Source organism: Proteus faecis, assembly GCF_003144395.1.
In the GTDB taxonomy this organism is placed as follows: Bacteria; Pseudomonadota; Gammaproteobacteria; order Enterobacterales; family Enterobacteriaceae; genus Proteus; species Proteus faecis.
The window spans coordinates 57,820-82,877 of record NZ_PENZ01000015.1; the positions used below are offsets into that span (position 1 = coordinate 57,820).

Consider the following 25,058-nt stretch of genomic DNA (forward strand, 5'->3'; position numbering starts at 1 on the left):
AAAGTCACAGGTGAATAAAATCATTATTTATTAACTTAAAAGGGAATAAAAATATCAAATAAGCTACACTCTATTCATCTGTGATATAGGAATAGATCATGAAAACTCCTTTTACTTGGCGACATATTGAAATTTTTCATGCCGTGATGACCACTCAAAATCTTACTGAAGCCGCAGAGTTACTGAAAACATCACAACCCACTGTCAGTAGAGAATTATCTCGTCTTGAGCATCTATTAGCATTTAAATTATTTGATAGAATAAAAGGCCGTTTACAACCCACAGCTGAAGGATTACGCTTTTTTGAGGAAGTGCAACGTTCTTATTATGGCTTAGATAGAATAATTAACGCAGCTGAAAACATTCGCTATTTTAATCAAGCAGAATTGAATATCACCTGCTTACCCGCATTTGCTCAATCATTATTACCTTCAATATGTCGACAATTTCTAGATACATATCCTGATGTCAACTTAACCATTGTTCCTCAAGAATCTCCTTTATTAGAAGAGTGGTTATCTGCTCAACATTATGATTTAGGATTGACTGAACACACACAAACACCAGCCGGAACTCAACAAGAAACCATACTTACACTCAATGAAGTCGCGGTGTTACCCAAATCTCACCCATTATGCAAAAAGCGATTGTTATACCCTGCGGATTTTCAAGGTCAGCGCTTTATTAGCTTGTCTGCCAATGATAGCTACCGACAATTAATTGACACCGTCTTTATTAAAGATGGAATTGTGCGGCAACTAGTGATGGAAACGCAAAGCGCAGCCTCTATTTGTGCCATGGTAAGCGAAAATATCGGCATTTCAATAGTTAACCCTATCACTGCTCTTGATTACTTAGATAAGTCTATTTGTCTTCGCCCTTTAAGTTTTTCTATCCCCTTTACCATCAGCTTAATTACCCCATCACATCGCCCTTCATCACAACTTGTTTCCTATTTTATTGATGTAATGAAAGAGGCATTATCAGATTACCCCAAACGACTAACTCAAGCTTTTGCCCGATAAAGCAAACCAATACGGTGATGATGAAAACCATTCAACTAAAAAATCCAACAATGCTCTGACAGCGGCAGGCATATTTTGCCGGCTCGCTAAAACCGCATAAATACCCATGGGTTGAGCTTGATAGTCAGACAAGACTTGTTCTAAGTCTCCATTATCAAGATAAGGTTTGGCAGAATAATAAGGCTGTAGCGATATACCCGCTCCTTTTAACGTAGCCTGCAATAAAACAACGGATTCATTTGCACTTAAATTACCACCAACAGGCACTGAATAACGTTCATCACCTAAATTAAATTCCCACAAGCTACGACCAAAAAATCGGTAAGTTAAACATTGATGCTGAGCGAGTTCATCGGGCGTTTGAGGTATGCCTTTTTTTGCTAAGTAATCTTTATGAGCACACACCACCGAAAGACATGTCGCTAGCGAACGTGCGATTAAATTAGGTTCAAGGTGATTGGTAATACGCAAGGCAATATCAATCCGTTCTTCCACCAAATTCACGGTTTGATTAGTAATTTGTAAATCAACCGCAATTAAAGGATAACGTTGCATAAACTCACATATCGCCACTGACAAAATACTATTTGCTAACGATTGTGAGCTGGTAATACGAACAAGCCCACTGATTTGATGACGTTCTTTCGGAATATTGGCGGGAATACGTTCAGCCATTTCTAATAGCTGTAAACTCTGCTCATAAACCATTTCACCAACGGATGTTAAGCTTTGTTTACGTGTCGTTCTATGCAATAAGCGAACGCCTGCCCACTCTTCCATTTCATTTAAATAACGCGTCACCATGGCTCTAGACATACCTAGATAATCAGCCGCTTTTATCATGCTCCCCTGCTTCACAATGGTTACAAACACTTCTGATGCTTTTATTTTATCCATTCTATTTACTCGATTTACGCAACAATCAATTGCCTAAAATAGGGTTTTTCTCTTGTTTTATGCAACATATTATAGTCAGCAACAACATTATGGAGAAAACAAAAGATGAAAAAATTACTTCCTTTAACACTTGCAACGACTGCGTTCTTCGCAACATCAACACTAGCAACTGATTTAACATTAGATATTTACAACCCTGGGGAAGCGAGTGTTTTTCCTGTCTCTTCTGAAATAATTTATGGCGATAAAGATGCCGTTTTAATTGATGCACAATTTCAAAAAAATGATGCACAAGCGTTGGTTGATAAAATAAAAGCCTCTGGAAAAAACCTGACTTATATCTATATCAGCCATTCTGATCCTGATTTTTATTTTGGGTTAGATGTCATTACGGATGCCTTTCCAAATGCCAAAGTGATTGCTACAGAACCCACAATTAAAGCCATTAATGAAACTCAAGCAGGAAAACTTGCCTACTGGGGACCTGTACTTAAAGAAAATGCCCCTCAGAAAATCATCCTTCCTGAAGTACTAAAAGGTGATAGTTTTTCGCTAGAAGGTGAAACCATTTCAGTCAAAGGTTTAGACGGACAATCTCCAGATAGAACATACCTTTATGTTCCAAAACTTAATGCAGTAATGGGAGGCGTTTTAGTTTCTGAAAATATTCATGTTTGGTTAGCAGACACTCAGACTGTGGAAGAACGCCAACATTGGATTAGTGCGTTACAACAAATAAAAGCACTATCCCCAAAAACGGTGATTCCAGGTCACTATTTACCAAAAGCAACCTATGATCTACAAGCTGTTGACTTCACAATAAATTATCTTATTGAAGCTGAGAAAAATCTTGAAAAAACAAAAAATTCAGATGAATTCATTGCTGCGATGGAAAAAAATCATCAGAATTTAGCAGATAAATCAAGCCTAGAACTTAGTGCAAAAGTACTAAAAGGAGAGATGCAATGGCCCCAGTAGCAAGCAATTCAGGTAATACCCAAAGTACTAAAATATTGCACTATGTTTATGATCCTCTGTGTGGTTGGTGCTACGGCATTGCGCCCCTCATTGAAATGGTAAACAATGCTTTTCCAAATTCCATTAAATTACATGGTGGTGGATTGTTTACACCAGCAAGAGCCGTAACCGGTGGTCAATCATGGAAAGAGCATGTCACACCAATTGATGAGCGTATTAGTCAATTATCAGGCCAAGTTTTTAGTCACGCATACCGAGACACTCTTGGCAACACTGGGATGGTATTAAACTCACTACTACCTATTTCAGCCATTATTGTTGCTGGAATAATGGGAAAGCGGGATGTTTATTTATTAAAAGCGTTACAAGAGGCCTATTACCTTGATGGCTTAAATATCAGTGATAAAGATACACTGCTATTTATTGTGAAAAAACTTGGCTTTGATGTTGAACAATTTGCATCATTAATAACTGAGATTGGTGAAACACATATTCAACAACATTTAAACCAGACACAACAGTTAATGGCTCAAGTTAATGGTCGCGGTTTTCCAACTTTATTTATTGAAGATAATCAAAAATATCGCCTGATATCAGTTGAAAATTATTTAGGTGATACAAAACGTTGGCAGCAATTTATAAAAGACAACCTATAATCTTCTTTCAGTGTGCTGATTAATTTCCGCACACTGCCTTCTTGAGTTCTATTCTTACTATTTTGTGTTTTTGTTATAAATTTCTAATAAAAAACCTTGAAATCAATTAATTAATGGAGTGATAAGATGAAAAGTAGAAGCTTAATACCATTAATGTCGAAAATGAAAGACAAGAACCAAATGCCACTTTTTTTATACGATCTTTTATCGTGATTAATACTGCACAATAAATACTTAATCCTAGAAAAGAACCTAGTAAAAGAATATAGGGCAACTTTTCTAATCCACACCATGCTCCAATAGCCCCAAATAATTTCACATCACCAAAGCCTAAAACACATTTTTGACAGATAAAATATCCCCATAAATAGATGCTATAAAAAAGCCCCACACCACTTAAAAAACCATAAAAAGCATGATCAAAAGGTACTAATCCATATGCGGTATAATTACACAATAACCCTAAAAATATTAACCAATAAGTCAATGTATTAGGCAGAAGAAAATAGTCCGCATCAAAGAAAGAGAGTATTAACAAATAAAAGCTTAATATTGAAAGTAATATTAATAAAGAAAGTGAATTAATTGAAAAAAACCAATATAAACAAACAGTAATATAGCTTATAACAAGTTGTTTACGGCGAGTTTTAGGTAACAGAAATAATAGTGAAAAAGGCAGACAAAACTTAATAAAAACAAAAAAATCATGCAAAAAAGAAAGCAAAGGTATTTTTATAAAACAAAAGCGCTTTAATAGCATAAATATCTACTCCTTAGAAACCTCGTTATCCTTGCTAAGCGACTGTATAAGAAGATCAATTTAATACCGAGAATTTTCTTTATGAGAACAATGAAAACATGAAATTTTGCGACAAAACACGCAATAAGATCCGCGCTATAATAACAACAAAAGCAAAGTGATAACTTGCATGCCATAATGTCATGCGTATGATGCATATCACATATTTTATTTATCACGGTTAACCATCTTTTACGTAAGGGTTTCACGTTATGCGTATTCCTCGCATTTATCATCCAGAACCACTCACAGCAGGTACTCAAACAGCATTAGATGAAGAAGCATCTAATCATGTTGGGCGTGTATTAAGAATGTCTACTGGGCAAAAACTGGCTCTATTTGATGGTTCAAATCAGGTATTTGATGCTGAAATCATAGAAAGCACAAAAAAGTCAGTCACTGTGCAAATTAATGAAGGCATTGTTGATGATAAAGAATCCCCTCTCGACCTCCATTTAGGGCAAGTGCTTTCTCGCGGCGAAAAAATGGAGTTTACTATTCAAAAATCAGTTGAGTTAGGGGTTAATACGATCACGCCACTGATCTCAGAACGCTGTGGTGTTAAACTTGACCCCAACCGTTTAGAGAAAAAGCATCAGCAATGGCAAAAAATTATTATCTCAGCATGTGAGCAATGTGGCAGAAATAGCATTCCACAATTAATGCCCGTGATGTCATTAGAAGAATGGTGTGCTCAAGATGATGGTAGTTTAAAACTCAATTTACATCCTCGAGCTAACAAAAGTATTAATACCTTACCCTTACCGATTAAAAAAGTGCGCTTATTGATTGGCCCGGAGGGTGGACTTTCCCCTGAAGAAATCGCCATGACAACAGAGCACCATTTTACTGATATTTTATTAGGTCCTCGTGTATTAAGAACTGAAACAACAGCACTCACCGCAATCACCGCTTTACAGGTTCGGTTCGGCGATCTGGGATAAAGGAGAAGTAATGATTAAATTAGGTATTGTGATGGATCCTATTTCATCCATCAAAATCAAAAAAGACACCAGCTTTGCCATGCTATTAGAAGCTCAACGTCGTGGCTGGGAAATTCATTATATGGAGATGAACGATCTTTACCTGCACCAAGGTGAAGCACGCGCTCACACTCGTTTACTCAGCGTAGAAGAAAACCCAGAAAAATGGTTTGAGTTTGGCCAAGAGCAGGATATTGCACTAGGTGAACTAGATACCATCTTAATGCGTAAAGATCCGCCTTTTGATACCGAATTTATCTACGCAACCTATATTTTAGAACGCGCTGAAGATATGGGAACATTAATCGTTAATAAGCCACAAAGTTTACGTGACTGTAATGAAAAACTCTTTACTGCATGGTTCCCAACATTAACACCAGACACATTAGTCACTCGTGAAGCTAAGCATTTACGTGCTTTCCATGAAAAACACGGTGATGTTATTTTCAAACCACTAGATGGTATGGGTGGAGCATCAATTTTCCGCTTGAAAAAAGATGATCCAAACGTAGGTGTTATTATTGAAACATTGACAGAACATGGTCATCGTTTCTGTATGGCACAAAATTTTCTACCTGAAATTGTTAACGGTGACAAACGTATTCTTGTTGTTGATGGCGAACCAGTGCCTTATTGCTTAGCTCGAATTCCTGCAAAAGGTGAAACGAGAGGCAACTTAGCAGCTGGTGGTCGTGGAGAAGCACGTCCATTAACAGAAAGTGATTGGGCAATAGCCCGTCAAGTTGCACCTATTCTTAAACAAAAAGGTCTTATTTTTGTCGGATTAGATGTTATTGGCGATCGATTGACTGAGATTAACGTTACAAGTCCAACATGTGCGCGTGAAATTGAAGCGGCTTATCCTGATGTTTCTATTACAGGCATGTTAATGGATGCAATTGAAGTACGCTTAAACAAGAAAAACTAACTTTTAGACACTGAGATTAAAAGGTTTAAAAGTATGAACCTAGCCCCCACATATTAATCAATAAGCGGTATACATTAAGAAATACAATGTATAAAAGGGCTAGGTTTTTTAATAAAAATGATCAGGGAACAGTACTACTATTATGAACTTACTTAACCATTTTCTTATTGCTATGCCTTCATTAAGCGATCCGTTATTTGAACGCTCGGTCGTCTATGTTTGCGAACATAATGAAAACGGTGCGATGGGCTTAATTATTAATAAACCTATCGAAGACATCTCTGTGGAAGGGGTATTAGATCAACTGGAAATTTTTTCAACTGACAGAGATGAAACGATTAGCTTACAAAAACCCGTGATGTCAGGTGGGCCAGTTGCAGAAGAGCATGGTTTTATCTTGCATACTCCGGTTTCAGGTTTTAGTTCTAGCATCAAAATTAGTGATAGCACGATGATCACAACGTCTAAAGATGTCTTAGAAACCTTAGGTACAACAAGACAACCAGAAAAAACATTAGTCTCTCTAGGTTATTCTAGTTGGGAACAAGGCCAATTAGAGAAAGAAATTTTAGAAAATAGCTGGCTAACCGTTGAAGCCTCACCTCAAATTATTTTTGATACTCCTATTGCTGAACGTTGGCATAAAGCCGCTGAATTAATTGGGATTAATATCCACACCATTTCACAAATAGCGGGCCACGCATAATGTCAAACAAAACGGTAATGGGATTTGATTTCGGCACTAAAAGTATTGGCGTCGCTATCGGTCAAGAAATTACAGGAACAGCAAGACCTTTAGCTTCATTTAAAGCAAAAGATGGTATTCCTGATTGGGCTCAAATCGAAAAAATAATAAAAGAGTGGCAACCTGACTTAGTCGTTGTCGGCTTACCTCTTAATATGGATGGCACCGAACAGTTAGTCACAACTCAAGCGAAAAAGTTTGCTAATCGCCTTCACGGTCGATTTGGTGTACAAATTGCGTTACATGATGAACGCCTTAGCACCGTAGAAGCTCGCGCTCATCTTTTTGAACGTGGTGGGTACCGTTCCTTAGATAAAGGCAGTGTAGATGCAGCATCTGCCGTTATTATTCTTGAAAGCTGGTTTGAACAACAATGCTAAAAAATAAGTTCCACCTCGTGTGATATCCACCTATTTTTACTTCTACTTTATCACTCAGCTTGAATTAAACCTTCATGTTGGCGTTGTTGCCGACTTAACATGAAGGTTTGCATTCCGTATTCGCTACCCGTTTGCATTAATGTTGTCACTTGGTGATATTTCCCTTCTCTTATAAGATGCGAAATACCCTGTGTAACCTGCATTATTTCAAATAACGCCACTCGCCCGCCTTCAGTTGAAGAGACTAACTCTTGTGAAATTATCGCTCTTAAGCTGCACGCTAATTGTGATGAAATCCATTGTCGCTCATTACCTGTAAATACATTAGTTACGCGCTCAAGCGTTTGTACTGCTCCTTGAGTATGCAATGTTGCTAACACCAAATGTCCTGTTTCTGCTGCTGTTAATGCCAACTTAATACTTTGTGCATCTCTTAATTCACCTAACATAATGACATCCGGATCTTGGCGTAAAGCACTCTTTATTGCACTTTCAATATGTTGAACATCTCGTCCTATTTCCCTTTGCTGTACAATGCTTTGCTTATTGCTATGTATAAATTCAATAGGATCTTCTAATGTCAAAATATGCTGACGTTGATATTGGTTTAAATGATTGAGCATTGCCGCTAATGTCGATGATTTTCCACTTCCTGTAGCACCAGTCACTAAAATAAGTCCATGAGAATAGCTATCTAATAATGTTGAAACTGATTTAGGTACTCGAAGTTTATCTAAAGAAGGAATTTGTGTTTCAATTATTCTTAATACTGCGGAAACACCTTTTTGTTGGCGAAATAAATTAACGCGCAGTCGTTGTCCACAAGAGAGTGTAAGTGCCGTATCAACCTGCCCTTCATGCTCAAAAGTTTGCTTTTGAACATCACTCAAAAAAGGTCTAAGCCACGTTAGTAAACTATCCGAAGTGATAGGTTTACATTGATTTTGTTGATAAAGTATTCCATTGATCCGCAATCGAGGTACATCACCACAACAAAGGTGCAGATCCGACGCATTATGCTTTACACTATATGCAATTAAATTTTCCATTTTCATCTTATTATCTCCTGAGTTGCCATGAATACTATTAAACAGAATCTCGTCAATGTCAGGTCTCACATTGACATAGCAGCGCAGAAATGCGGTCGTTCTTCAGAAGACATAACACTACTTGCAGTGAGTAAAACAAAACCTGTGAGTGACATCGAAAAAGCAATAGCCTGTGGACAAACTGAATTTGGTGAAAACTATGTCCAAGAAGGTGTTGATAAAATCCATTATTTTGCTGATAACCCTGTCTTAGTTTGGCACTTTATCGGCCCTTTACAGTCCAATAAAACGCGCCTTGTTGCCGAAAATTTCGATTGGTGTCATACCATTGATAGGTTAAAGATCGCTCAAAGATTAAGCGACCAACGTCCTGACTCATTGCCACCATTAAATGTACTTATTCAAATCAATATCAGTGATGAAAACAGTAAATCAGGTATTAATCTAACTGAGCTTGATGGGTTAGCAGCACAAATCTCTATTCTTTCAGGTATTAAATTACGCGGATTAATGGCTATTCCAGCACCTGAAAGCAAGTATGAAAAACAAGTTGAAGTGTTAGAAAAAATGCATCTTGCATTTAAACAATTACAATCTCAATATCCCGATATAGATACGTTATCTATGGGAATGACAAGTGATATGGAGGCAGCTATTGCTTGTGGTTCAACCCTCGTTCGTATTGGTACAGCAATTTTTGGCGCAAGAGATTACACGACTAAATAAAAATAGAGGTTTATATGGAACATCGTAACATCGCTTTTATTGGCGCTGGAAATATGGCTCAGGCCATTATTGCAGGATTAGTTCAAGGTGGATATCCAGCACATAAGATAACCGTCAGCTCACCTTCTGCCGTTCGCCGTGAACCTTTAGAGAAAGAGTTTGGTATTTATAGCACTAATGACAATATTGATGCCGTTCAAAAAGCAGATGTTATTGTACTGGCAGTAAAACCACAAATGATGGAAGAAGTGTGTAAGCCTTTACAAAATATCGCCATGAGTAAAAAATTAGTCCTTACTATCGCCGCTGGCATTCCTGCCACACGTTATAACGACTACTTTGCGACTCAATTACAGCTTGTTCGCATTATGCCAAATACCCCAGCACTGGTAGGTAAAGGCTTAAGTGGTATGTTTGCGCATAATTCGCTGTCATCTCAAGATAAACAGTTTGCTGATGAATTAATGAAAAGTGTCGGAACAACTGTTTGGGTAGAGCAAGAATCTGCCATCAATGATATTATCGCCGTTGCGGGTAGTGCACCCGCTTATTTCTTCTTGTTTATGGAATCAATGCAGCAAGAAGCTGAACGTTTAGGCTTTTCACCTGAAGTCGCTAGAGCTATTGTGCAACAAGCAGCCAGTGGTTCTACCGCCTTAGCTGAAAAACAGCATATGTTGCCTTTCTCAACTTTACGCGAGCAAGTAACATCAAAAGGTGGAACGACTGCAGCTGCACTTATGCAGTTTTATGAAGGTAAATTACCTGAAAACGTCGCTTCTGCCATGCAAGCTGCGATTAAACGTGCGCAAGAAATGGAAAAACAATTTTAATTTCATCAGGGCCAACTAATGAATTTTTTAAATTTCGTCATTCTGACTCTTCTTCAACTCTACACATCTGTCCTACTATTACGTGTTTGGATGCAATGTGTTAGAGCTGATTTTTATAATCCTTTTTCACAATTTATCGTCAAAATCACACAGCCAATTGTTCGCCCATTAAGAAGTGTTATTCCTTCTATTGGCCCTATTGATACCGCTTCAGTCTTATTGGCCTATATACTCATTCTACTTGGTATTATTATTCCATCTTACTTATCAGGAACATCTATTCCTTTCTCTTTAATGTTCCCGTTTGCCTTTATTGAACTGCTCACAGCAGCTGGTAAGATAATTTTCTGGTTGATCATTATCCGAGCAATCCTTAGCTGGGTAAGCCAAGGTCGCAATCCAATTGATCACCTTTTATTTCAATTAACAGAACCTTTAATGGCACCAATTCGTCGTGTAATTCCAGCGATGGGCGGTTTAGATTTCTCTGCAATGATTGTTATTCTTGTGCTTTACGCCCTGAATTATCTGCGTGTAGACGTTTTACAATGGCTACTAAGCGTAACACTTTATTAAGGATAACACTTATGCAAAAAGTCGTTCTCGCAACAGGAAATCCGGGAAAGGTCAAAGAGCTAGCCTCTTTGCTTTCTAATTTTGGTTTAGATATTGTTGCTCAAACAGAACTTGGGGTTGATTCTGTTGAAGAAACTGGCTTAACCTTTGTTGAAAATGCACTGATTAAAGCGCGTCATGCAGCAAAAGTAACTGGCCTTCCAGCAATTGCTGATGACTCTGGTATTTCGGTAGATGCTTTAGGTGGTGCCCCGGGTATTTACTCAGCACGCTATGCGGGTGTTGATGCAAGCGATCAGCAAAATCTGGATAAATTGCTTAATGCAATGAAAGATGTTCCTGCTGAAAAACGCCAAGCACAATTTAACTGTGTATTGGTTTATATGCGCCATGAGAACGACCCCACTCCGCTGATTTTTCACGGTATTTGGCACGGCGTATTAAGCACTGAAATGCACGGCGAAGGAGGATTTGGCTATGATCCTATTTTCTTTGTTCCTGAATTAAATTGCACAGCTGCGCAATTAACTAAAGAGCAAAAAAATCAGCATTCGCATCGTGGTAAAGCACTTAAATTAATGTTGGATGCCCTTAAGAATGCTTAAGTTGCCTCCATTAAGTTTGTATATTCATATTCCTTGGTGTGTACAAAAATGCCCTTATTGTGATTTCAATTCACACACCTTAAAGGGTGAAGTACCACATCAGGAATATGTGCAACATTTACTCAATGACTTAGATGCCGATCTTATTCATATAGGCTCCCGTGAAGTCCAAACAATATTTATTGGTGGCGGTACACCTAGCTTATTAAGCGCTGAGTCAATGGCTGATTTACTCTATGGTGTGAAAGCACGCATTGCTGTTAACCCTAATGCAGAAATTACGATGGAAGCAAATCCAGGAACTGTAGAAGCTGAACGCTTTGCTGGATTCCAACGCGCGGGTATAAATCGTATTTCTATTGGTGTACAAAGTTTTGGCAATGATAAACTTATTCGCTTAGGGCGTATTCATGATGCTGATGAAGCTAAAAATGCGGCTCGTTTAGCCAAAGAATTAGGTTTACGTAGCTTTAATTTAGATTTAATGCATGGATTACCAGACCAATCATTATCTCAAGCACTTTCGGATTTACAGCAAGCAATAGCGTTATCCCCCCCGCATTTGTCTTGGTATCAATTAACCATTGAACCCAATACACAATTTGGCTCTCGCCCGCCAAAATTACCTGATGACGATATGCTATGGGATATTTTCTCAGAAGGCGATAAATTACTGACAGCTGCAGGTTATCAACAATATGAAACATCAGCATATTGTAAACCAGGCTTTCAATGTGAGCACAATTTAAACTATTGGCGTTTTGGGGATTATCTAGGTATTGGTTGTGGCGCTCATGGAAAAATAAGCTTTGAAGATGGTCGCATAATGCGAACAGTAAAAACCAAGCACCCTAAAGGCTTTATGGAAGGTCGTTATCTCCACCAGCAAAATTTTGTTGATAATGATGACCGTCCATTTGAATTTTTTATGAACCGTTTTCGTCTATTAGAAGCATTTCCAAGACAAGATTTTAGCGATTATACGGGGCTTACCGAAGAAACTATTCGCCATCAAATAGATGAAGCGTTGGCTTTAGATTATATCCGTGAGACTGAAACACACTGGCAAATAACGCCACACGGTAAATTGTTCCTTAATTCATTACTTGAGTTATTTCTTTAATATTACTGATTTCAAATAGCTAACTTAAAAAATGCCCATACTGTTATTCGAACTGCCCCAGTTCATTCACAGTTGGGCATTTTCCTTTATTGTAAACCTTAAAACATCATAAAAATCTTAAGGTTCTATCAATTAAAGTGCGCTTTCTACTGCCTCAATCTGCTTAGTTAAGCTGTCTAATCCACCACCAGAGAGATACCAAAGATCTGCTTGCAGATAAACAATACCGCCATTTTTATAGGCAGAAGTTGTCTTTATTATCTCATTTTCAAATGCTGTTTTATCTAATTTATCTGCGCCAATAGCTTCGCTACGATCAACAATTAAAATAACATCAGGATTAGCTTTTGCGATCATTTCAGGTGTCACGACACGACGCTTACCTTTTTCTTCTTCAGCAATAGGCGGTAATTCTGCTCTTTTTGCTTTAACAACATCATAAACAACACTTTGATTATTAGGCATTAAATTGCCAGCATTATGTAATAGCACTAAAACTTTTTTATCAGATGCCGTTGCTTTTTTCTGAGCTTGCTCAATAACAGTATTTAACTTAGCAAGTTGCTCTTCAGTCGCTTGCTGTTTATCAAATAATTCACCTAATAACTTGATATTTGATTCAACGGAATTGAGGTAATTAGCACTATTAGTACCTAAATTAACCGTAGGTGCAATTTTTGCTAACGCTTCATAAGACGCACCTTGACGGCCAGTAATAATAATTAAATCAGGTTTAATCTCAGCTAATTTTTCTAAGTCAGGCGACTTCATACCACCGACATTAGCAACATTACTTGCAATACTTTCTTTAATATATGTAGGTGCATTACCTAATGGCAATCCTACCACTTTATCGGCTAAACCTAACTGAACTAAAGAATCATAAAGACCAAAATCAAATAGAACAACTTTTGAAGGACCCTTATTCACCGACGTTTCACCCAACAGGTGTTTAATCACCATCTTGTCATTCTGCTGACTAATAACTTGGTTAGGTTGGTATTCGATTGATGTTTTGCTTAACGCAGAGAAGCTCGTTACAGAAAGGATAGATGCGATAACTAAAGGAAGGATCTTCTTCATTAATTTTGCCCTGTTTAAGTGAAATACTCAAACAGGGCATTCTAAACAGCTCTCCTCACAAGTCAATTGAACAAGAATGATTTTCATTATTATTTTCAATTATTGTGAGCTCGTCATTTATAAAGCTTATTAACTATCCGGTTAATAACTCAATCATTAAAGAGACAAAGTAGCTACTTCTTTAATGCATTAATTAATTCAACTCGCTGATTTTCCATTTGAGTTATTTTGCTACAAGCTTGCTGACCAAATTGAGTAAATGCTGCTTCTTGTTGCTTCCACTCCTGATCTATAATCTTTTGGAAACCATCTAAGCTTCCTAATAACCCGCCTAAGGCTTTTTTACTGTCACCACCAGCGACTGCTAATAGCTGCTTTTTCCCCAATTCATTAATGCTGTCTTGCAACATACCACCTAGGCTACTTTCTACAATTTCACGGCCTTTGGCTTCAACTTCTTTAATAGCTTGAGAATGAAACGTAATGTTATTCGGTTCTATGCTGATCACTCTATCCATTTGCTGATTAAGATCTTTCTCTAATCTACTTAATCTATTAAGAATGTTGCTTTCTTTACCAAAAGCTTCAATTACTACTTTATCAAGTACTTTGCGAGAGTCTTGCAGTTTTACCCCTGTTTCAGTTCTTAACCAAGGTACGTCTCGTCTTACTGTAGCTTGATATTTTTTGGCTAATTCTTGTTGTTGTGGTGTCAATGTAGCACTTTTTTCATTTTGAAATAATGTGCCGTCAGGATAAATGACCATTAAACCATTTGAACCAGCGACTTCAACAAATTCAGAGGTTATGCGTAAATCATCTTTTGGCATTACAGCACAATCAAAACTTGGTGATGCATTTGCTGTACTCGCAACAAAAAATAGTGTGACAGCAATATTTCTTAAATTCATAACAACTCTCCTGAAAACACCCCTAAAAAATTGAACGCCCTACCTTGTTTGCTAATAATTCAAGTGCTGCACAGCCTGCTAATGAGTTACCTGATTTATCCAGCTCTGGTGACCAAACAGCAACTGTAAAGGCATCAGGGACAACGGCAATAATGCCACCGCCTACGCCTGATTTTCCGGGAATGCCAATACGAAATGCAAATTCACCTGCTCCATCATACATACCACAAGTTAACATTAATGCATTTATTTGGCGGGTTTGTCTTGGCGTAATAATCTGATTTTTATTACCCACACATATACCTTGATTCGCTAAATAACTAAAACATCGTACTAACTCGGTACAACTCATTTCTATTGAACAATAGTGAAAATAAGTTTCAAGCACCGTAATAACATCATTCTCAAAATTACCGAAAGATTTCATTAGATAAGCGATTGATGCATTTCGACTAAGATGCTCCATTTCTGATTTTGCAACCACTGAGTTATAACAAATGTCAGGAGTATCCGTAAGAAAACGGATTACTTCTAACATTCTTTGCTTAGGCGCACTTAATCGAGACTGCAACATATCAGTGATAACAATGGCACCAGCATTAATAAAAGGATTGCGCGGGATCCCTTTTTCCATTTCTAGCTGTATCAAGGAATTAAAAGGCAGTCCTGATGGCTCTTTTCCTACACGTTGCCAAATTTCATGTTCTTCATAACGTGTTAAAGCAAGCGTTAAACTAAGTACTTTAGAGATAGATTGGATCGAAAAACGCTTATCTGCCATGCTTGATTGATAGAGTTCACCATCAACAGTATAAACAGCCATAGCAAGCTGTTCTGGAGGTACTTGAGCCAATGCGGGGATATAATCCGCGACTTTTCCTTGCCCAATTAATGGGCGAATTTGTTGCAAAATATCTGACAGTAATGCGTTAGATAACGTTGTAGTCACAATCCCTTCCCCAGACAGACAAGGGCATCCTTTTGGATGCCCTTGTAATTATTTGCTAAATGTATAACTTTTTATCAATCCCACCAAACATCAAATAGTTCAGAAGTCTGTACATCTTGCATTTTGCTTTCTTTAAGGAAGTTTTCGACTAATTGGCGATGCTCTTCTGTACATTTACCAATTTGTTGTAAGCAGATTAAGCCTTCCCAGCTCAGGTAACCACTTGCATCAAATGCCAGCCCGTTTGGTTCAATAACTTTGAGGATCAGCTCATCAACAAAGCGATCGACTTCCTCAATTGGGGTATTTTCTGGGAAAGTCCATTTTACTGAGAAACCTAATTCCTGAAATTCATCGATACGCATTTTTTTGCGTAAACGGCGACTACGTTGTTTAGCCATTATTTTACCCTCTTAAACATAAGATCCCAAACTCCATGCCCTAAACGATGACCGCGTTTTTCAAACTTAGTCACAGGACGTGTTGCTGGTCGTGGTACATAATCCTGAGTTTCTGACAAATTCTGATAACCTTCAACACTTGTCATCACTTCAAGCATATGTTCTGCATATGGTTCCCAATCTGTCGCCATATGAAAAACACCGTCTAACGTTAATTTTTTTAAAATTAATTCGGCAAAAGGCACCTGAACAATACGGCGTTTATTATGACGCGCTTTGTGCCATGGATCAGGAAAGAATAACTGAACCATTTTTAAACTATTATCTGGGATCATATGATTGAGCACTTCAATCGCATCGTGACACATGACTCTCAGATTACTTAATTGCTCTTCTTCAGCATTTGCAAGACAAGCACCAACTCCCGGTGCATGTACTTCAATACCGAAATAATCATTTTCTGGTGTATTTTTTGCCATAGTCACGAGCGACGCGCCCATGCCGAAGCCAATTTCTAAAATTACAGGCGCTTCGCGTCCAAAAACCTGACTGAAGTCGATGGGTTCCGGTTGATATTCAATACCAAAGACAGGCCACTGTGTTTCTAATGCTTGCTCTTGACGAGGCGTTAAACGGCCTTGTCTACGAACAAAACTACGAACGCGTCGTAAAGCACGCCCTTCTTCATTGAATTCCGGAGAAATTACATTCTTGATCATGTCTAATACTATCAGTCGTTAGGCCAGTTATTTACTTAAAATCGTTATAATGTCGCTATAGCGCAACTTAACCGACATTATCCAAAGATCACTAAGTTTAGCAAGAGTCGTTTATAGAAGCATCACTCTATAAGATAAATATTAAGAGTGTTTACAGTTTATTCTCTCTGTGGTGCAATCTTACCTTAATCAGAACATGAGTTAATAAAATAAAACATGATGGAAGCTCTGCAATTTTCGCAAGTCGTACTTAATTGGTATCACAAATATGGGCGTAAAACGCTCCCTTGGCAGCAAGAAAAAACGCCTTATCACGTATGGTTATCTGAGGTAATGTTGCAACAAACTCAAGTTGCGACGGTTATTCCTTATTTTGAGCGTTTTATTGCACGTTTTCCTGATGTCAGTGCATTAGCTAAAGCCCCTCTTGATGAAGTACTTCATCTCTGGACCGGTCTTGGCTATTACGCAAGAGCTAGAAACTTACATAAAGCAGCACAACACATTGTAGATAAACATCAAGGACAGTTTCCTGATACCTTTGACGACGTTTGTGCTTTACCCGGTGTTGGACGTTCAACCGCAGGTGCTATTTTATCGTTATCACTGAAAAAACCTTACCCAATTCTTGATGGTAATGTGAAACGTGTTTTAGCACGCTGTTATGCTGTCGAAGGCTGGCCGGGTAAAAAAGAAGTTGAGAAAAAATTGTGGAAGATTAGCGAAAACGTCACACCAACTGAAGGTGTCGAGTATTTTAATCAGGCAATGATGGATTTAGGTGCAATGGTTTGCACAAGAAGCAAACCTAAATGTGAATTATGCCCATTAAATACTGGATGTATCGCTTATGCTCAAAACAGTTGGGCAGATTATCCTGGGAAAAAACCTAAAAAAGTTATCCCAGAAAAAATAACTTATTTTCTTATTTTACAATATGATAATCTAGTTTGGTTAGATAAAAGACCGCCAGCAGGAATATGGGGTGGGTTATTTGCCTTTCCTCAATTTGAAACAAAAGCGCTTTTAGAACAGTGGTTAACTGAGCATGGGCTCGATAATAATGAATCAGAACAACTGATTTCATTTAGGCATACTTTTAGCCACTTTCATTTAGATATTGTGCCAATTTGCGTAAAACTCTCAGCGTTTACCTCTATGATGGAGGAGCAAAAAGGACTTTGGTATAACTTACAGGCTCCTGCAAACGTAGGGTTAGCAGCACCTGTAGAGAATTTACTTAGACAATTAGCCTAAGCTAATACCTGCGATATTGAGGATTTATTATGAGCAGAACTATTTTTTGTACTTTCCTTAACAAAGAAGCTGATGGACTTGATTTTCAGTTGTACCCAGGAGAAATTGGAAAGCGCATTTTTAATGAGATATCAAAAGAAGCATGGGCTCAATGGATGGCAAAACAGACCATGCTTATCAATGAAAAAAAACTTAACACCATGAATCCTGATGATCGCAAACTATTAGAACAAGAAATGGTGCGATTTTTATTCGAAGGCCATGATGTTCATATTGATGGCTACACACCACCTGAAAAATAATATTCACTTTTCCAGAGTCTTTAAGGCTCTGGTATTTTATTCACCATAGCGATGCAATTGACCATGAAAAAAATCCTTCTCTTGCTGATTATCGCCCCTCTACTCATTTCATGTAGTAGCCAACCACCAAAAACATTCGAGCCTGATTACGCAAAGGACACCAATGCATTCGATATTCTTATGGGACAATTTGCCAATAATATCGAAATGATTTGGGGTATGAAGGAAGTATTAATCGCGGGTCCTAAAGATTACGTAAAATACACCAATGCTTATAAAACACGTAGCCATATTAATTTTGAAGCAGGTACAATTACGATAGAGACTTTAGGTGATGATGCCCCCCAATTCCAATTGCATAAGGCGATAGTCACAACGTTATTAATGGGTGAAGATCCGGGTTCTATTGACCTCTACTCTGATGTTAATAACATTCCCCACAGCACTGAACCGTTTTTATTTGGGCAGGTTCTTGATAATACGGGACAACCTATACGCTGGGAATGGCGAGCCAATAAGTATGCAGATTATCTGATTGCTAATAAATTACAAAAACGCCAATCTGGTATAAATACAATTTGGTATGTCACCATTAATCTTGTTCCTAACCACCTTGATCAACGTGCTCATAAATATTTACCGTTAGTTCAACAAGCGGCGGCTAAATATGGGGTTGAACCATCACTAATCTTAGCAATTATGCAAATTGAATCGAGTTTTAACCCCTATGCAGTGAGTAGTTCTGATGCTCTAGGCTTAATGCAGATCATGCCAGCAACGGCAGGGCGAGATGTATTCCGAATGCAAGGAAAATCAGGGCAACCAAGTCGTAGTTATTTATTTGATCCTGCTAATAATATCGATGCAGGTACGGCTTATATATCAATACTGCAAAATAGTTATCTTGGCGATATCAAAGATCCCGTCTCGCGCCGTTACGCCGTTATACAGGCTTACAACGGTGGTGCGGGTAGTGTGTTACGCATATTCCATAACGATAAAAAACAAGCAGCGGCCATAATTAATAACTTGGAGCCAACACAGGTGTATACAACGTTACGTAATAAGCACCCTGCCGACCAATCTCGTCGTTATCTTGAGAAGGTTAGTACAGCTCAACGTAACTACCGTTAGTTAATATTTAATCTAAAAAAACCAAGCTTCCCCAATAAATTTGGGGAAGCTTTTCTATAATTACGATTCGATAACTCGTCTTATCGCATTCCTATCATCATTTGTTATGTATACCACTAATTCTTTTTAACTCCACTTTTGCTCTTTTTTCATGATAAATAGCGTTTTATTAATCAATAAGTTTAAAAAAACAGCAATCAAACAGTTTTGTGATAAATAACGTTGACGAGCAAGGCGATATCGGGTTTAATACGCCCCGTTGCCCGAATAGCTCAGTCGGTAGAGCAGGGGATTGAAAATCCCCGTGTCCTTGGTTCGATTCCGAGTTCGGGCACCATATTTCTTTTGTTCGTCAGTGAGTTAAGTCACTGAGAGGGCAAACAAGAGTTGAAAAATATAGTTTGGCACTGTCACTTTATGTTGAAACTCTTAAACTAAACAGTCTTGTTCATACCAAGGCTGTTTTTTTTATTTGTAACTACATCTTTGCAACCACAAATTGAAGAGCTTTCGCTTCCGTTGTTGTAACTGTACTACCTAATATTTCAGCAGTTTTTTTCAAGTGTCATTTCCTGCTCTGTTAAAAATATATCAAGCGGAATACCTGTCAAATTCTCCCATGCTATCAATATTCCAAGTGCTGGATCTTGCACCTCTGAGTGTGTTCCTTTTACTGCTTTCGTTAGGACTGCATTGATTTCTTGTATACTGCCATCATTTTGAGTCTTTGAGATCGCTAGTGATGAAACTTGCCCATAATCAGCCATACATGTTGGCAGATCTTGAGGCTTGAAGAAGTTATTCTCAACACAACTCATTCTTCTAAATAAAACAAACCATGAGAACCTTCCAGCTCCGCATAGATTATCATAGCCTCTTCTCCTTCAGCGATGTACTCCACATCAATTGGCTCAGGCGGAAAATCAGGATCAGTATAATTACCGTCCAAAAAGGTTTTATATTGCTCCAGAATATAAAGTAACTGATCAATGGTTAACAAAACTCGCTGTTCTTGCACATACTCACAGGCGATGAATACCATATTTTTTGTCACCATCACCCAATGGGCATTACCCATACCAAAAAAACCATCGGGTGCCCTACTAGAAGGTAAGTTAGTTAGGTTGTTGATCCAAATATCTACAGATTTCAAACCGGTAGGCAAGTCTGCTGATAACCATGAAGCTATCTCGCAAATGCCATATCCTTGCTTTGGTTTAAATCTCATATTTTCACTTGGCTCACGGCCTGAAGGGTAATAACGACTATCATCAGGAGACCAACAATAATATATTTTTTTATTAATCATTTTTTAGAACCTTGATATACCGGCCAAGCAGTTGCTCCTGTTCCATCTAGTTTTCCATAGTAACCTTCTACTTTTACACCACTTTGAGAAGCTTCTGACCATTTTTCAGGCTTCCCTTCTTTTTGGGGTTAAATTTTTAAATACACTTTCAAGTTCGATCCCTACATGTTTGTGTCCCAAACATCAGCCGGGCTGGTCCCCGCTCCTTGATAATCCGCTACCTGCTCTGGCGTCAGCTACCTCATCGCTTCTGTATCACCATTTCTGGTGGCAATCCCTGCATCCATGGCTTCCTGAATCTGTGCTGCCGTTAAACCAAAGTTTACGCCTAATTGCATAAGCCCATTTCGGCAGGTTGCATTTTTCATGCATGATTCATAGCCTTTTTCCAAACCTTTAATGATTGGCTTGGCAGACATAAGATTATTCTCAACAACAACACTTTCCGACACAACGTCCATTGTTGTATCCGGTTTTTCCCTGTGCTTTCCTGCACTTATAAGTGGTTTTGACTGGTGTTTCCTGATGCTGTCAACTTTTTGCCCCGACGTACCTTTTTCCGTCGTGCACGCTACCGCTCGGTGAAGATCACCAGACACAGCAATAGGTTAATCAGACGGTATATCCATTTTTCATTATTTTATTGTATCAACCACGCTCAACTGTACCAACAGACCGCTGTGCAGAGCCTGAGCTCCATCACAACCGGATAAGGCAGATGAAGAGAAGGGATTCAGAGAGATATCTTTGGCAGGATGGGAATAAAAATGCTGGAAGGATGACTCTCTATCACTGAAGAGACCTGTCACGACCGAAGATAACTACAGACTATCCGGCTCCGCAAACAACCCAGAGATATCTCTGGCGCCGTGAATAATCCGCTCTATACGCACTTCAGTAACTGAAGCTAAGATTTGAAGCCATTAAACAGATGGATGAAGAAGAACTTAAATCTGTCACATCCATACTGGATGCCCTGATTTAAAAACATCAGCCCCGTAAAATACTCGGTTAAAGTGTCTGACAGTTAAAAATACTGTAACGCCAAACAGCTAAAAAATAACCCTGTGTGATGAACACAGGGTTATTAGTATTTTATTTTAGAAGTACTATCATGTAACTACAACTATTATGTAATAATCTAATTCAACAAGTCATCACGCTATCACTACGGTTAAATAGCCTCCAGCAATTCAACATAATGCAGGGGGATTATGCGCAGTTGATACTCCCCAACCACGCACAATCAGCATTATGTCTTGCGCCCTTTGGTGATGAGGCTTTTACCGGATTATTGATTATCCGGTTGCCTGAAGCAGTGGATATGCATTAGCTATTATAGGTTTTAGAGACAAATAGAACCTAAAATCTATTTTTTTGATAGAACGTCAAAGATGGTCCGTAATCAGATTCTGAGCTATGAAGCTCAACTACAAATTCTTTTGTTGGAAATGCTTTTTTGAGCGACATTTCCCAAGAACACTGCATTACTTTGCATAACTGCAAAAAAACCGAATCCGATGTACCGTCTAAATTACCAGTGAACAGGTCATATAAGTGCACATGATTTAGTATTTTTTCTATTGCATCTCTATCCGTGCCAAATTGTTCTTTCCACTCATTAAAATTATTTTCTTCATACCTATCACTTAATAATATACAACCATCAATATCAATAAACTCAGGTATCAATAATTTTACACTACAAAGTATATCTTCTGGATGGCAGCAATCACTAATATAGTCATTGACTGTCATATCACTCGGAGAACTCCAATTACTTTTCCATAATTCATAACGAGTTAAATCATGTGGTTCTGGAATTAACGTGATTTTTTTCATGGTATTTCATCCTCACGCACTGGTCTGGGCAACGCTTTAGTCGATGGAGATTGAACTCTTACTTGCCCATTAGGTAATACATTACGCCCATATTCTATAACATGGGGAGTTGCTATGCCTCCGTGAGCAGCTCCAGTAACATCAACTCTCTTTAAAATCATACCATTAGAATCATAGGTCGCATAACTTGTAATATTCCCTTGGTTATCCGCTCGATAGACTATACCGTTTTTAGGTCCATTCTCAATTTGGAATCTTCCACTTACTTGTTGAGCTCTCTCTAATGGACCACCTGCAAGGTTAGCCGCATTTCGAGGTGGTCGTTGATGATTACTACCTGTATTTTGTGGTGGCTGAGAACTACTTTCTAAGTCTTTTTGTTTACCTGCCCCAGTATTTACCTCTACACCATGATCTGGTTTCCATGCTCCACTTGATGATTGCGATGTAGGACTTGAAGGCAATTTTGTTGGTATGGCATCACTCGCATCTTTTATGAGCTTATTCGCCCCCTCAAGATCGCCGGCTTTTAACAGTAATTTAGCTTCTTTCAGTGGCTTCGTGAATACCTTGGCAAAAGGCAATGTGCCCGCAGCAGCTAATGTGTAATCAATCCAGTCATCTGCTTCAGCAAAACTTTTAAAATCACCGACCACTGGCACAAAATCAATACCTAAAGAAGCGACTTCTCTGAAGAATTTATCGCGATCTTCTGCCATTTTAGCTGAGCAGGCACCTGCGCTCATTCTTGCACAGTTTTCCTTTTTATAGCGCTCAATCTCTGCATTAACACGCTCTTCAGCAACCTGTTGAGGTGTTCATTGATAACATCACTCAGTGAGTTATTCTCAACAATAAATTGCTGAGATTTCCTTTCATACTTAGCGACTTACTCGTATCTTCCCTAAATAGAATCCTTGTCAGGTAATTTATTTAGTACTTTTTTTATTGTCCCTTTGGGAAACATCACCTTACTAATTGTAACTCCATAATCTTTACTAAAAATTAAACTCTCATAATCACCATTCTCAATATAATAAAAAAGATAAAACCCAACATCTGAGATTTCTACTGGACTTAGGTCAACGCCAATAGGTTGACTCGGAATTATTTCAAAATCATCGGGATCTGTATCCAAAATTTTTATATGAGAATGAGCTATTAAACCAAATAATTCACATTCGTTTATTGAGTGGTCATCCAATGGTCTGCAATTATCAATTTCTTCTACACTATCCTTTAAGTAATTAATTGCCATATGAAGGGTATAATTAGAGCCTTTGGCTGGAAATAGTTCATCTTTGATAACAAAATTAAAAAAACCAAATTTCCAGTAACCATCGTTAGACTCTTCTACTTTCTCATAAATAACCGCAAAATCATAAGGATCACCAAAAATCATTTGGCACCTCTAAGCGTTTTAATTTCACTATTAAATTTCTTTAATTCTCTATGTCCAAGTGAGCTATTAGTATCGCCGGTACTTCCACTCCAGTGAAATGCTCCACTTCCATCTTTAGATTCACTAAAAAATCTATGGATATTACCATCAGAATCAATTGACAATCTAGTTTTAGGATCCTTTGTTGGTATAGAATGCTCAAAAAGTTCTAATGAATTTCGAGGTTCAATACCCGCATCAGGTTTATATCCAGCCCCTCCAGGTGTATGCTTCGTATTAGATTTTATGCTTAATCCATTGCCTGAAATTATTGGTTCAGGGATAGGTAAGCGGTTATCCCGCCCCTCTGCAAGATAAATAAGATCATCTTTTGTAGGTGGTTCTAGAATGGGGGTTACGTGTTTACTATCAACAGACTCAGGTATCTGATTGCCACCGGTATCCGTCGGTATTGTAACATTTCCCTTTCTTTCTGTATCTCCTGTATGGTTAGGCCCAAATTCATCCGGATTAGGTGTCGGTGTGATATGCGTGTTGCTGATAGGGTCAGGTATTTGATTCCCACCCGTATGATTAGGCACCTTAATATCTGGAATTGCCGATAAATAACGTCCTTCATAAGAGTCACTAACAACCCCGTTACGACTGCCATCTGGGTTCAGGGCATTAAGGAATTTCCCTTCCTTAGAGTATACAATCAGATACCCTCCATCAATAACAACCATATCTCCTTGTGCAATATAATTTCCTGCACCGCCTTTATCCATAATACGGACAGTATTTCCGTACTGGTCTTTCGCATCAACTGAACTATGGACAAATGCCGAACCAAATGCCCCCTGCTTACTGATAGCTTCTAATGAAACTTGAGATACATTCATAGCAAGTGCATTCTTTTCCCAGAGAATATCAAATTGTTTTTGCTGTTCCGGTGATAAAGCCGCTTTTACCTCAACAATATTTACTTCACCTTCGCCATTGATAAAATCATTGATAGATTTACCAATATTTTTTAATGCGTTATCCAGTGCTAAAGCCATTTCTTTGTTTGCATCGGCATCATTTATACCCGGAAAAATGATTGGCATAGGAACAGGGCCTGCTGGGGTCATAACAAATGCTACTGCATTATTCTCAACCGCATTCTTCCCTGCCTGCGCGGCAGTGACTGCACCCGCCATATCCCCCGTAGTAAGGCCACCCGCTAAACCTGCTGCCAACTGGCTCAATGCACTGACTTGCTGTTTCTCCTTCTCACTTAAATCAGAAACCTTTTTACCCTCAAAGAGCGTATTCAGGATAAACTGAGCGGACAGCTCACCACCGCCGGCTCCTAATCCACCCGCAGCAGCAGATTGGTTATTGAGCTCAGCAACCACGGCACCTAATACGGCATGCGCCATGGCATTCGCGGCTTTATTCTCTTCACCCACTTGTTGTTTTATC

General features: G+C 38.4%; 30 protein-coding genes, 1 tRNA gene and 1 pseudogene. 17 read left to right on the forward strand and 15 right to left on the reverse strand.

The features are described from left to right. The first annotated feature begins 98 nt into the window (after positions 1 to 98). Positions 99 to 1,025, forward strand: a complete 927-nt coding sequence (locus tag DK858_RS04145) for a LysR family transcriptional regulator (RefSeq protein WP_109396334.1) — start codon at positions 99 to 101, stop codon at positions 1,023 to 1,025. On the opposite strand, the gene DK858_RS04150 is transcribed toward DK858_RS04145, so the two are convergent. Continuing rightward, positions 1,002 to 1,922 carry a LysR family transcriptional regulator gene (locus DK858_RS04150; RefSeq protein ID WP_109396335.1) on the reverse strand — a complete coding sequence of 307 codons (921 nt, stop codon included), beginning with the start codon at positions 1,920 to 1,922 and terminating at the stop codon, positions 1,002 to 1,004. The two genes, DK858_RS04145 and DK858_RS04150, sit on opposite strands and share 24 nt — an antisense overlap. A gap of 105 nt (positions 1,923 to 2,027) precedes the next feature. Here DK858_RS04150 and DK858_RS04155 point away from each other — a divergent pair, with 105 nt between their 5' ends. Together DK858_RS04155 and DK858_RS04160 are read left to right on the forward strand one after the other, a co-directional pair. Further along, positions 2,028 to 2,900: an MBL fold metallo-hydrolase gene (locus tag DK858_RS04155; RefSeq protein WP_109396336.1), complete on the forward strand. Its 873-nt coding sequence runs from the start codon at positions 2,028 to 2,030 to the stop codon at positions 2,898 to 2,900. Further along, positions 2,888 to 3,556, forward strand: a complete 669-nt coding sequence (locus DK858_RS04160) for a DsbA family protein (protein ID WP_109396337.1) — start codon at positions 2,888 to 2,890, stop codon at positions 3,554 to 3,556. The genes DK858_RS04155 and DK858_RS04160 overlap by 13 nt, the downstream gene beginning before the upstream one ends. 106 nt (positions 3,557 to 3,662) lie before the next feature. On the opposite strand, the gene DK858_RS04165 is transcribed toward DK858_RS04160, so the two are convergent. Beyond that, positions 3,663 to 4,316 (reverse strand): prepilin peptidase, encoded by a 654-nt coding sequence (locus DK858_RS04165; protein ID WP_109396338.1) that lies wholly within the window; start codon positions 4,314 to 4,316, stop codon positions 3,663 to 3,665. Between the two features lie 251 nt (positions 4,317 to 4,567). Between DK858_RS04165 and rsmE the strand changes: the two genes are divergently transcribed. The 4 genes from rsmE (at position 4,568) to ruvX (ending at position 7,391) form a co-directional block, all read left to right on the forward strand. After that, positions 4,568 to 5,299 carry a 16S rRNA (uracil(1498)-N(3))-methyltransferase gene (rsmE, locus tag DK858_RS04170; protein ID WP_109396339.1) on the forward strand — a complete coding sequence of 244 codons (732 nt, stop codon included), beginning with the start codon at positions 4,568 to 4,570 and terminating at the stop codon, positions 5,297 to 5,299. Between the two features lie 10 nt (positions 5,300 to 5,309). Beyond that, the gene (gene gshB, locus DK858_RS04175) at positions 5,310 to 6,266 is read left to right on the forward strand and encodes a glutathione synthase (protein ID WP_023581014.1); all 957 of its coding nucleotides are present in this window, start codon (positions 5,310 to 5,312) and stop codon (positions 6,264 to 6,266) included. Positions 6,267 to 6,408: 142 nt separating this feature from the next. Next, a complete protein-coding gene (locus tag DK858_RS04180) occupies positions 6,409 to 6,972 on the forward strand; it encodes a YqgE/AlgH family protein (RefSeq protein WP_109396340.1) in 564 nt (187 codons plus the stop codon). Further along, complete coding sequence (gene ruvX, locus DK858_RS04185) at positions 6,972 to 7,391, forward strand: Holliday junction resolvase RuvX (RefSeq protein WP_109396341.1); 420 nt, start codon at positions 6,972 to 6,974, stop codon at positions 7,389 to 7,391. Before DK858_RS04180 ends, ruvX begins: the two co-directional genes overlap by 1 nt. Positions 7,392 to 7,441: 50 nt before the next feature. Here ruvX and DK858_RS04190 read toward each other — a convergent pair whose 3' ends face one another. After that, positions 7,442 to 8,446, reverse strand: coding sequence for a type IV pilus twitching motility protein PilT (locus DK858_RS04190; protein WP_109396342.1), 1,005 nt, complete (start codon positions 8,444 to 8,446; stop codon positions 7,442 to 7,444). Positions 8,447 to 8,467: 21 nt separating this feature from the next. On the opposite strand from DK858_RS04190, the gene DK858_RS04195 reads away from it, so the two are divergent. Genes DK858_RS04195 through hemW form a run of 5 tightly spaced genes read left to right on the forward strand, consistent with a single transcriptional unit; the run spans position 8,468 to position 12,303 of the window. Beyond that, entirely contained in the window at positions 8,468 to 9,166 is a 699-nt protein-coding gene (locus tag DK858_RS04195) for a YggS family pyridoxal phosphate-dependent enzyme (RefSeq protein WP_109396343.1), read from the forward strand. A 14-nt stretch (positions 9,167 to 9,180) separates the two neighbouring features. Next, positions 9,181 to 9,999, forward strand: coding sequence for a pyrroline-5-carboxylate reductase (proC, locus tag DK858_RS04200; protein WP_109396344.1), 819 nt, complete (start codon positions 9,181 to 9,183; stop codon positions 9,997 to 9,999). Between the two features lie 18 nt (positions 10,000 to 10,017). After that, positions 10,018 to 10,575: a YggT family protein gene (locus tag DK858_RS04205; protein WP_069367057.1), complete on the forward strand. Its 558-nt coding sequence runs from the start codon at positions 10,018 to 10,020 to the stop codon at positions 10,573 to 10,575. Positions 10,576 to 10,586: 11 nt separating this feature from the next. After that, on the forward strand, positions 10,587 to 11,180 hold the full coding sequence (locus DK858_RS04210; RefSeq protein ID WP_109396345.1) for an XTP/dITP diphosphatase: 594 nt from the start codon (positions 10,587 to 10,589) through the stop codon (positions 11,178 to 11,180). Then, on the forward strand, positions 11,173 to 12,303 hold the full coding sequence (gene hemW / locus DK858_RS04215) for a radical SAM family heme chaperone HemW (protein WP_109396346.1): 1,131 nt from the start codon (positions 11,173 to 11,175) through the stop codon (positions 12,301 to 12,303). The genes DK858_RS04210 and hemW overlap by 8 nt, the downstream gene beginning before the upstream one ends. 132 nt (positions 12,304 to 12,435) lie before the next feature. Here the strand turns inward: hemW and DK858_RS04220 are convergent, their stop codons facing one another. The 5 genes from DK858_RS04220 to trmB form a co-directional block, all read right to left on the reverse strand. Beyond that, on the reverse strand, positions 12,436 to 13,386 hold the full coding sequence (locus DK858_RS04220; protein ID WP_109396347.1) for a siderophore ABC transporter substrate-binding protein: 951 nt from the start codon (positions 13,384 to 13,386) through the stop codon (positions 12,436 to 12,438). Positions 13,387 to 13,559: 173 nt separating this feature from the next. Then, positions 13,560 to 14,297, reverse strand: a complete 738-nt coding sequence (locus DK858_RS04225) for a DUF2884 family protein (protein ID WP_109396348.1) — start codon at positions 14,295 to 14,297, stop codon at positions 13,560 to 13,562. A gap of 22 nt (positions 14,298 to 14,319) precedes the next feature. Beyond that, the gene (gene glsB, locus DK858_RS04230) at positions 14,320 to 15,246 is read right to left on the reverse strand and encodes a glutaminase B (protein ID WP_109396349.1); all 927 of its coding nucleotides are present in this window, start codon (positions 15,244 to 15,246) and stop codon (positions 14,320 to 14,322) included. A gap of 74 nt (positions 15,247 to 15,320) precedes the next feature. After that, positions 15,321 to 15,647, reverse strand: a complete 327-nt coding sequence (locus DK858_RS04235; protein ID WP_023581025.1) for a YggL family protein — start codon at positions 15,645 to 15,647, stop codon at positions 15,321 to 15,323. Further along, positions 15,647 to 16,366 (reverse strand): tRNA (guanosine(46)-N7)-methyltransferase TrmB, encoded by a 720-nt coding sequence (gene trmB, locus DK858_RS04240; RefSeq protein ID WP_109396350.1) that lies wholly within the window; start codon positions 16,364 to 16,366, stop codon positions 15,647 to 15,649. Before trmB ends, DK858_RS04235 begins: the two co-directional genes overlap by 1 nt. A gap of 216 nt (positions 16,367 to 16,582) precedes the next feature. On the opposite strand from trmB, the gene mutY reads away from it, so the two are divergent. The 4 genes from mutY (at position 16,583) to DK858_RS04260 (ending at position 19,396) form a co-directional block, all read left to right on the forward strand. After that, positions 16,583 to 17,623, forward strand: a complete 1,041-nt coding sequence (mutY, locus tag DK858_RS04245; RefSeq protein ID WP_109396351.1) for an A/G-specific adenine glycosylase — start codon at positions 16,583 to 16,585, stop codon at positions 17,621 to 17,623. A 29-nt stretch (positions 17,624 to 17,652) separates the two neighbouring features. Continuing rightward, positions 17,653 to 17,925 carry an oxidative damage protection protein gene (locus DK858_RS04250; protein ID WP_006534840.1) on the forward strand — a complete coding sequence of 91 codons (273 nt, stop codon included), beginning with the start codon at positions 17,653 to 17,655 and terminating at the stop codon, positions 17,923 to 17,925. Between the two features lie 63 nt (positions 17,926 to 17,988). After that, on the forward strand, positions 17,989 to 19,059 hold the full coding sequence (mltC, locus tag DK858_RS04255; protein ID WP_109396357.1) for a membrane-bound lytic murein transglycosylase MltC: 1,071 nt from the start codon (positions 17,989 to 17,991) through the stop codon (positions 19,057 to 19,059). 261 nt (positions 19,060 to 19,320) lie between these two features. Beyond that, positions 19,321 to 19,396: transfer RNA gene (locus DK858_RS04260), tRNA-Phe, on the forward strand. Positions 19,397 to 19,604: 208 nt separating this feature from the next. On the opposite strand, the gene DK858_RS04265 is transcribed toward DK858_RS04260, so the two are convergent. From DK858_RS04265 to DK858_RS18025, 3 genes are all read right to left on the reverse strand, one after another. Further along, positions 19,605 to 19,826: a hypothetical protein gene (locus DK858_RS04265; protein WP_162556479.1), complete on the reverse strand. Its 222-nt coding sequence runs from the start codon at positions 19,824 to 19,826 to the stop codon at positions 19,605 to 19,607. A 47-nt stretch (positions 19,827 to 19,873) separates the two neighbouring features. Continuing rightward, complete coding sequence (locus DK858_RS04270; protein WP_109396353.1) at positions 19,874 to 20,368, reverse strand: hypothetical protein; 495 nt, start codon at positions 20,366 to 20,368, stop codon at positions 19,874 to 19,876. 236 nt (positions 20,369 to 20,604) lie between these two features. Next, positions 20,605 to 20,829 carry a hypothetical protein gene (locus DK858_RS18025; protein ID WP_162556481.1) on the reverse strand — a complete coding sequence of 75 codons (225 nt, stop codon included), beginning with the start codon at positions 20,827 to 20,829 and terminating at the stop codon, positions 20,605 to 20,607. A 440-nt stretch (positions 20,830 to 21,269) separates the two neighbouring features. Here DK858_RS18025 and DK858_RS18435 point away from each other — a divergent pair. Further along, positions 21,270 to 21,353 (forward strand): annotated as a pseudogene (locus tag DK858_RS18435) (helix-turn-helix domain-containing protein); the annotation flags it as partial. A 377-nt stretch (positions 21,354 to 21,730) separates the two neighbouring features. Here DK858_RS18435 and DK858_RS04285 read toward each other — a convergent pair. The 4 genes from DK858_RS04285 to DK858_RS18245 all read right to left on the reverse strand — a co-directional run. After that, positions 21,731 to 22,210, reverse strand: a complete 480-nt coding sequence (locus DK858_RS04285; protein WP_042844886.1) for a hypothetical protein — start codon at positions 22,208 to 22,210, stop codon at positions 21,731 to 21,733. Continuing rightward, positions 22,207 to 22,956: a polymorphic toxin type 24 domain-containing protein gene (locus DK858_RS04290; RefSeq protein WP_109396355.1), complete on the reverse strand. Its 750-nt coding sequence runs from the start codon at positions 22,954 to 22,956 to the stop codon at positions 22,207 to 22,209. Before DK858_RS04290 ends, DK858_RS04285 begins: the two co-directional genes overlap by 4 nt. Positions 22,957 to 23,114: 158 nt before the next feature. Continuing rightward, the gene (locus DK858_RS04295) at positions 23,115 to 23,612 is read right to left on the reverse strand and encodes an immunity 42 family protein (protein WP_109396356.1); all 498 of its coding nucleotides are present in this window, start codon (positions 23,610 to 23,612) and stop codon (positions 23,115 to 23,117) included. Beyond that, positions 23,609 to 25,058: VENN motif pre-toxin domain-containing protein (locus DK858_RS18245; protein ID WP_228407166.1), on the reverse strand; the 1,450-nt coding region annotated here is incomplete at its 5' end. The genes DK858_RS18245 and DK858_RS04295, both read right to left, overlap by 4 nt.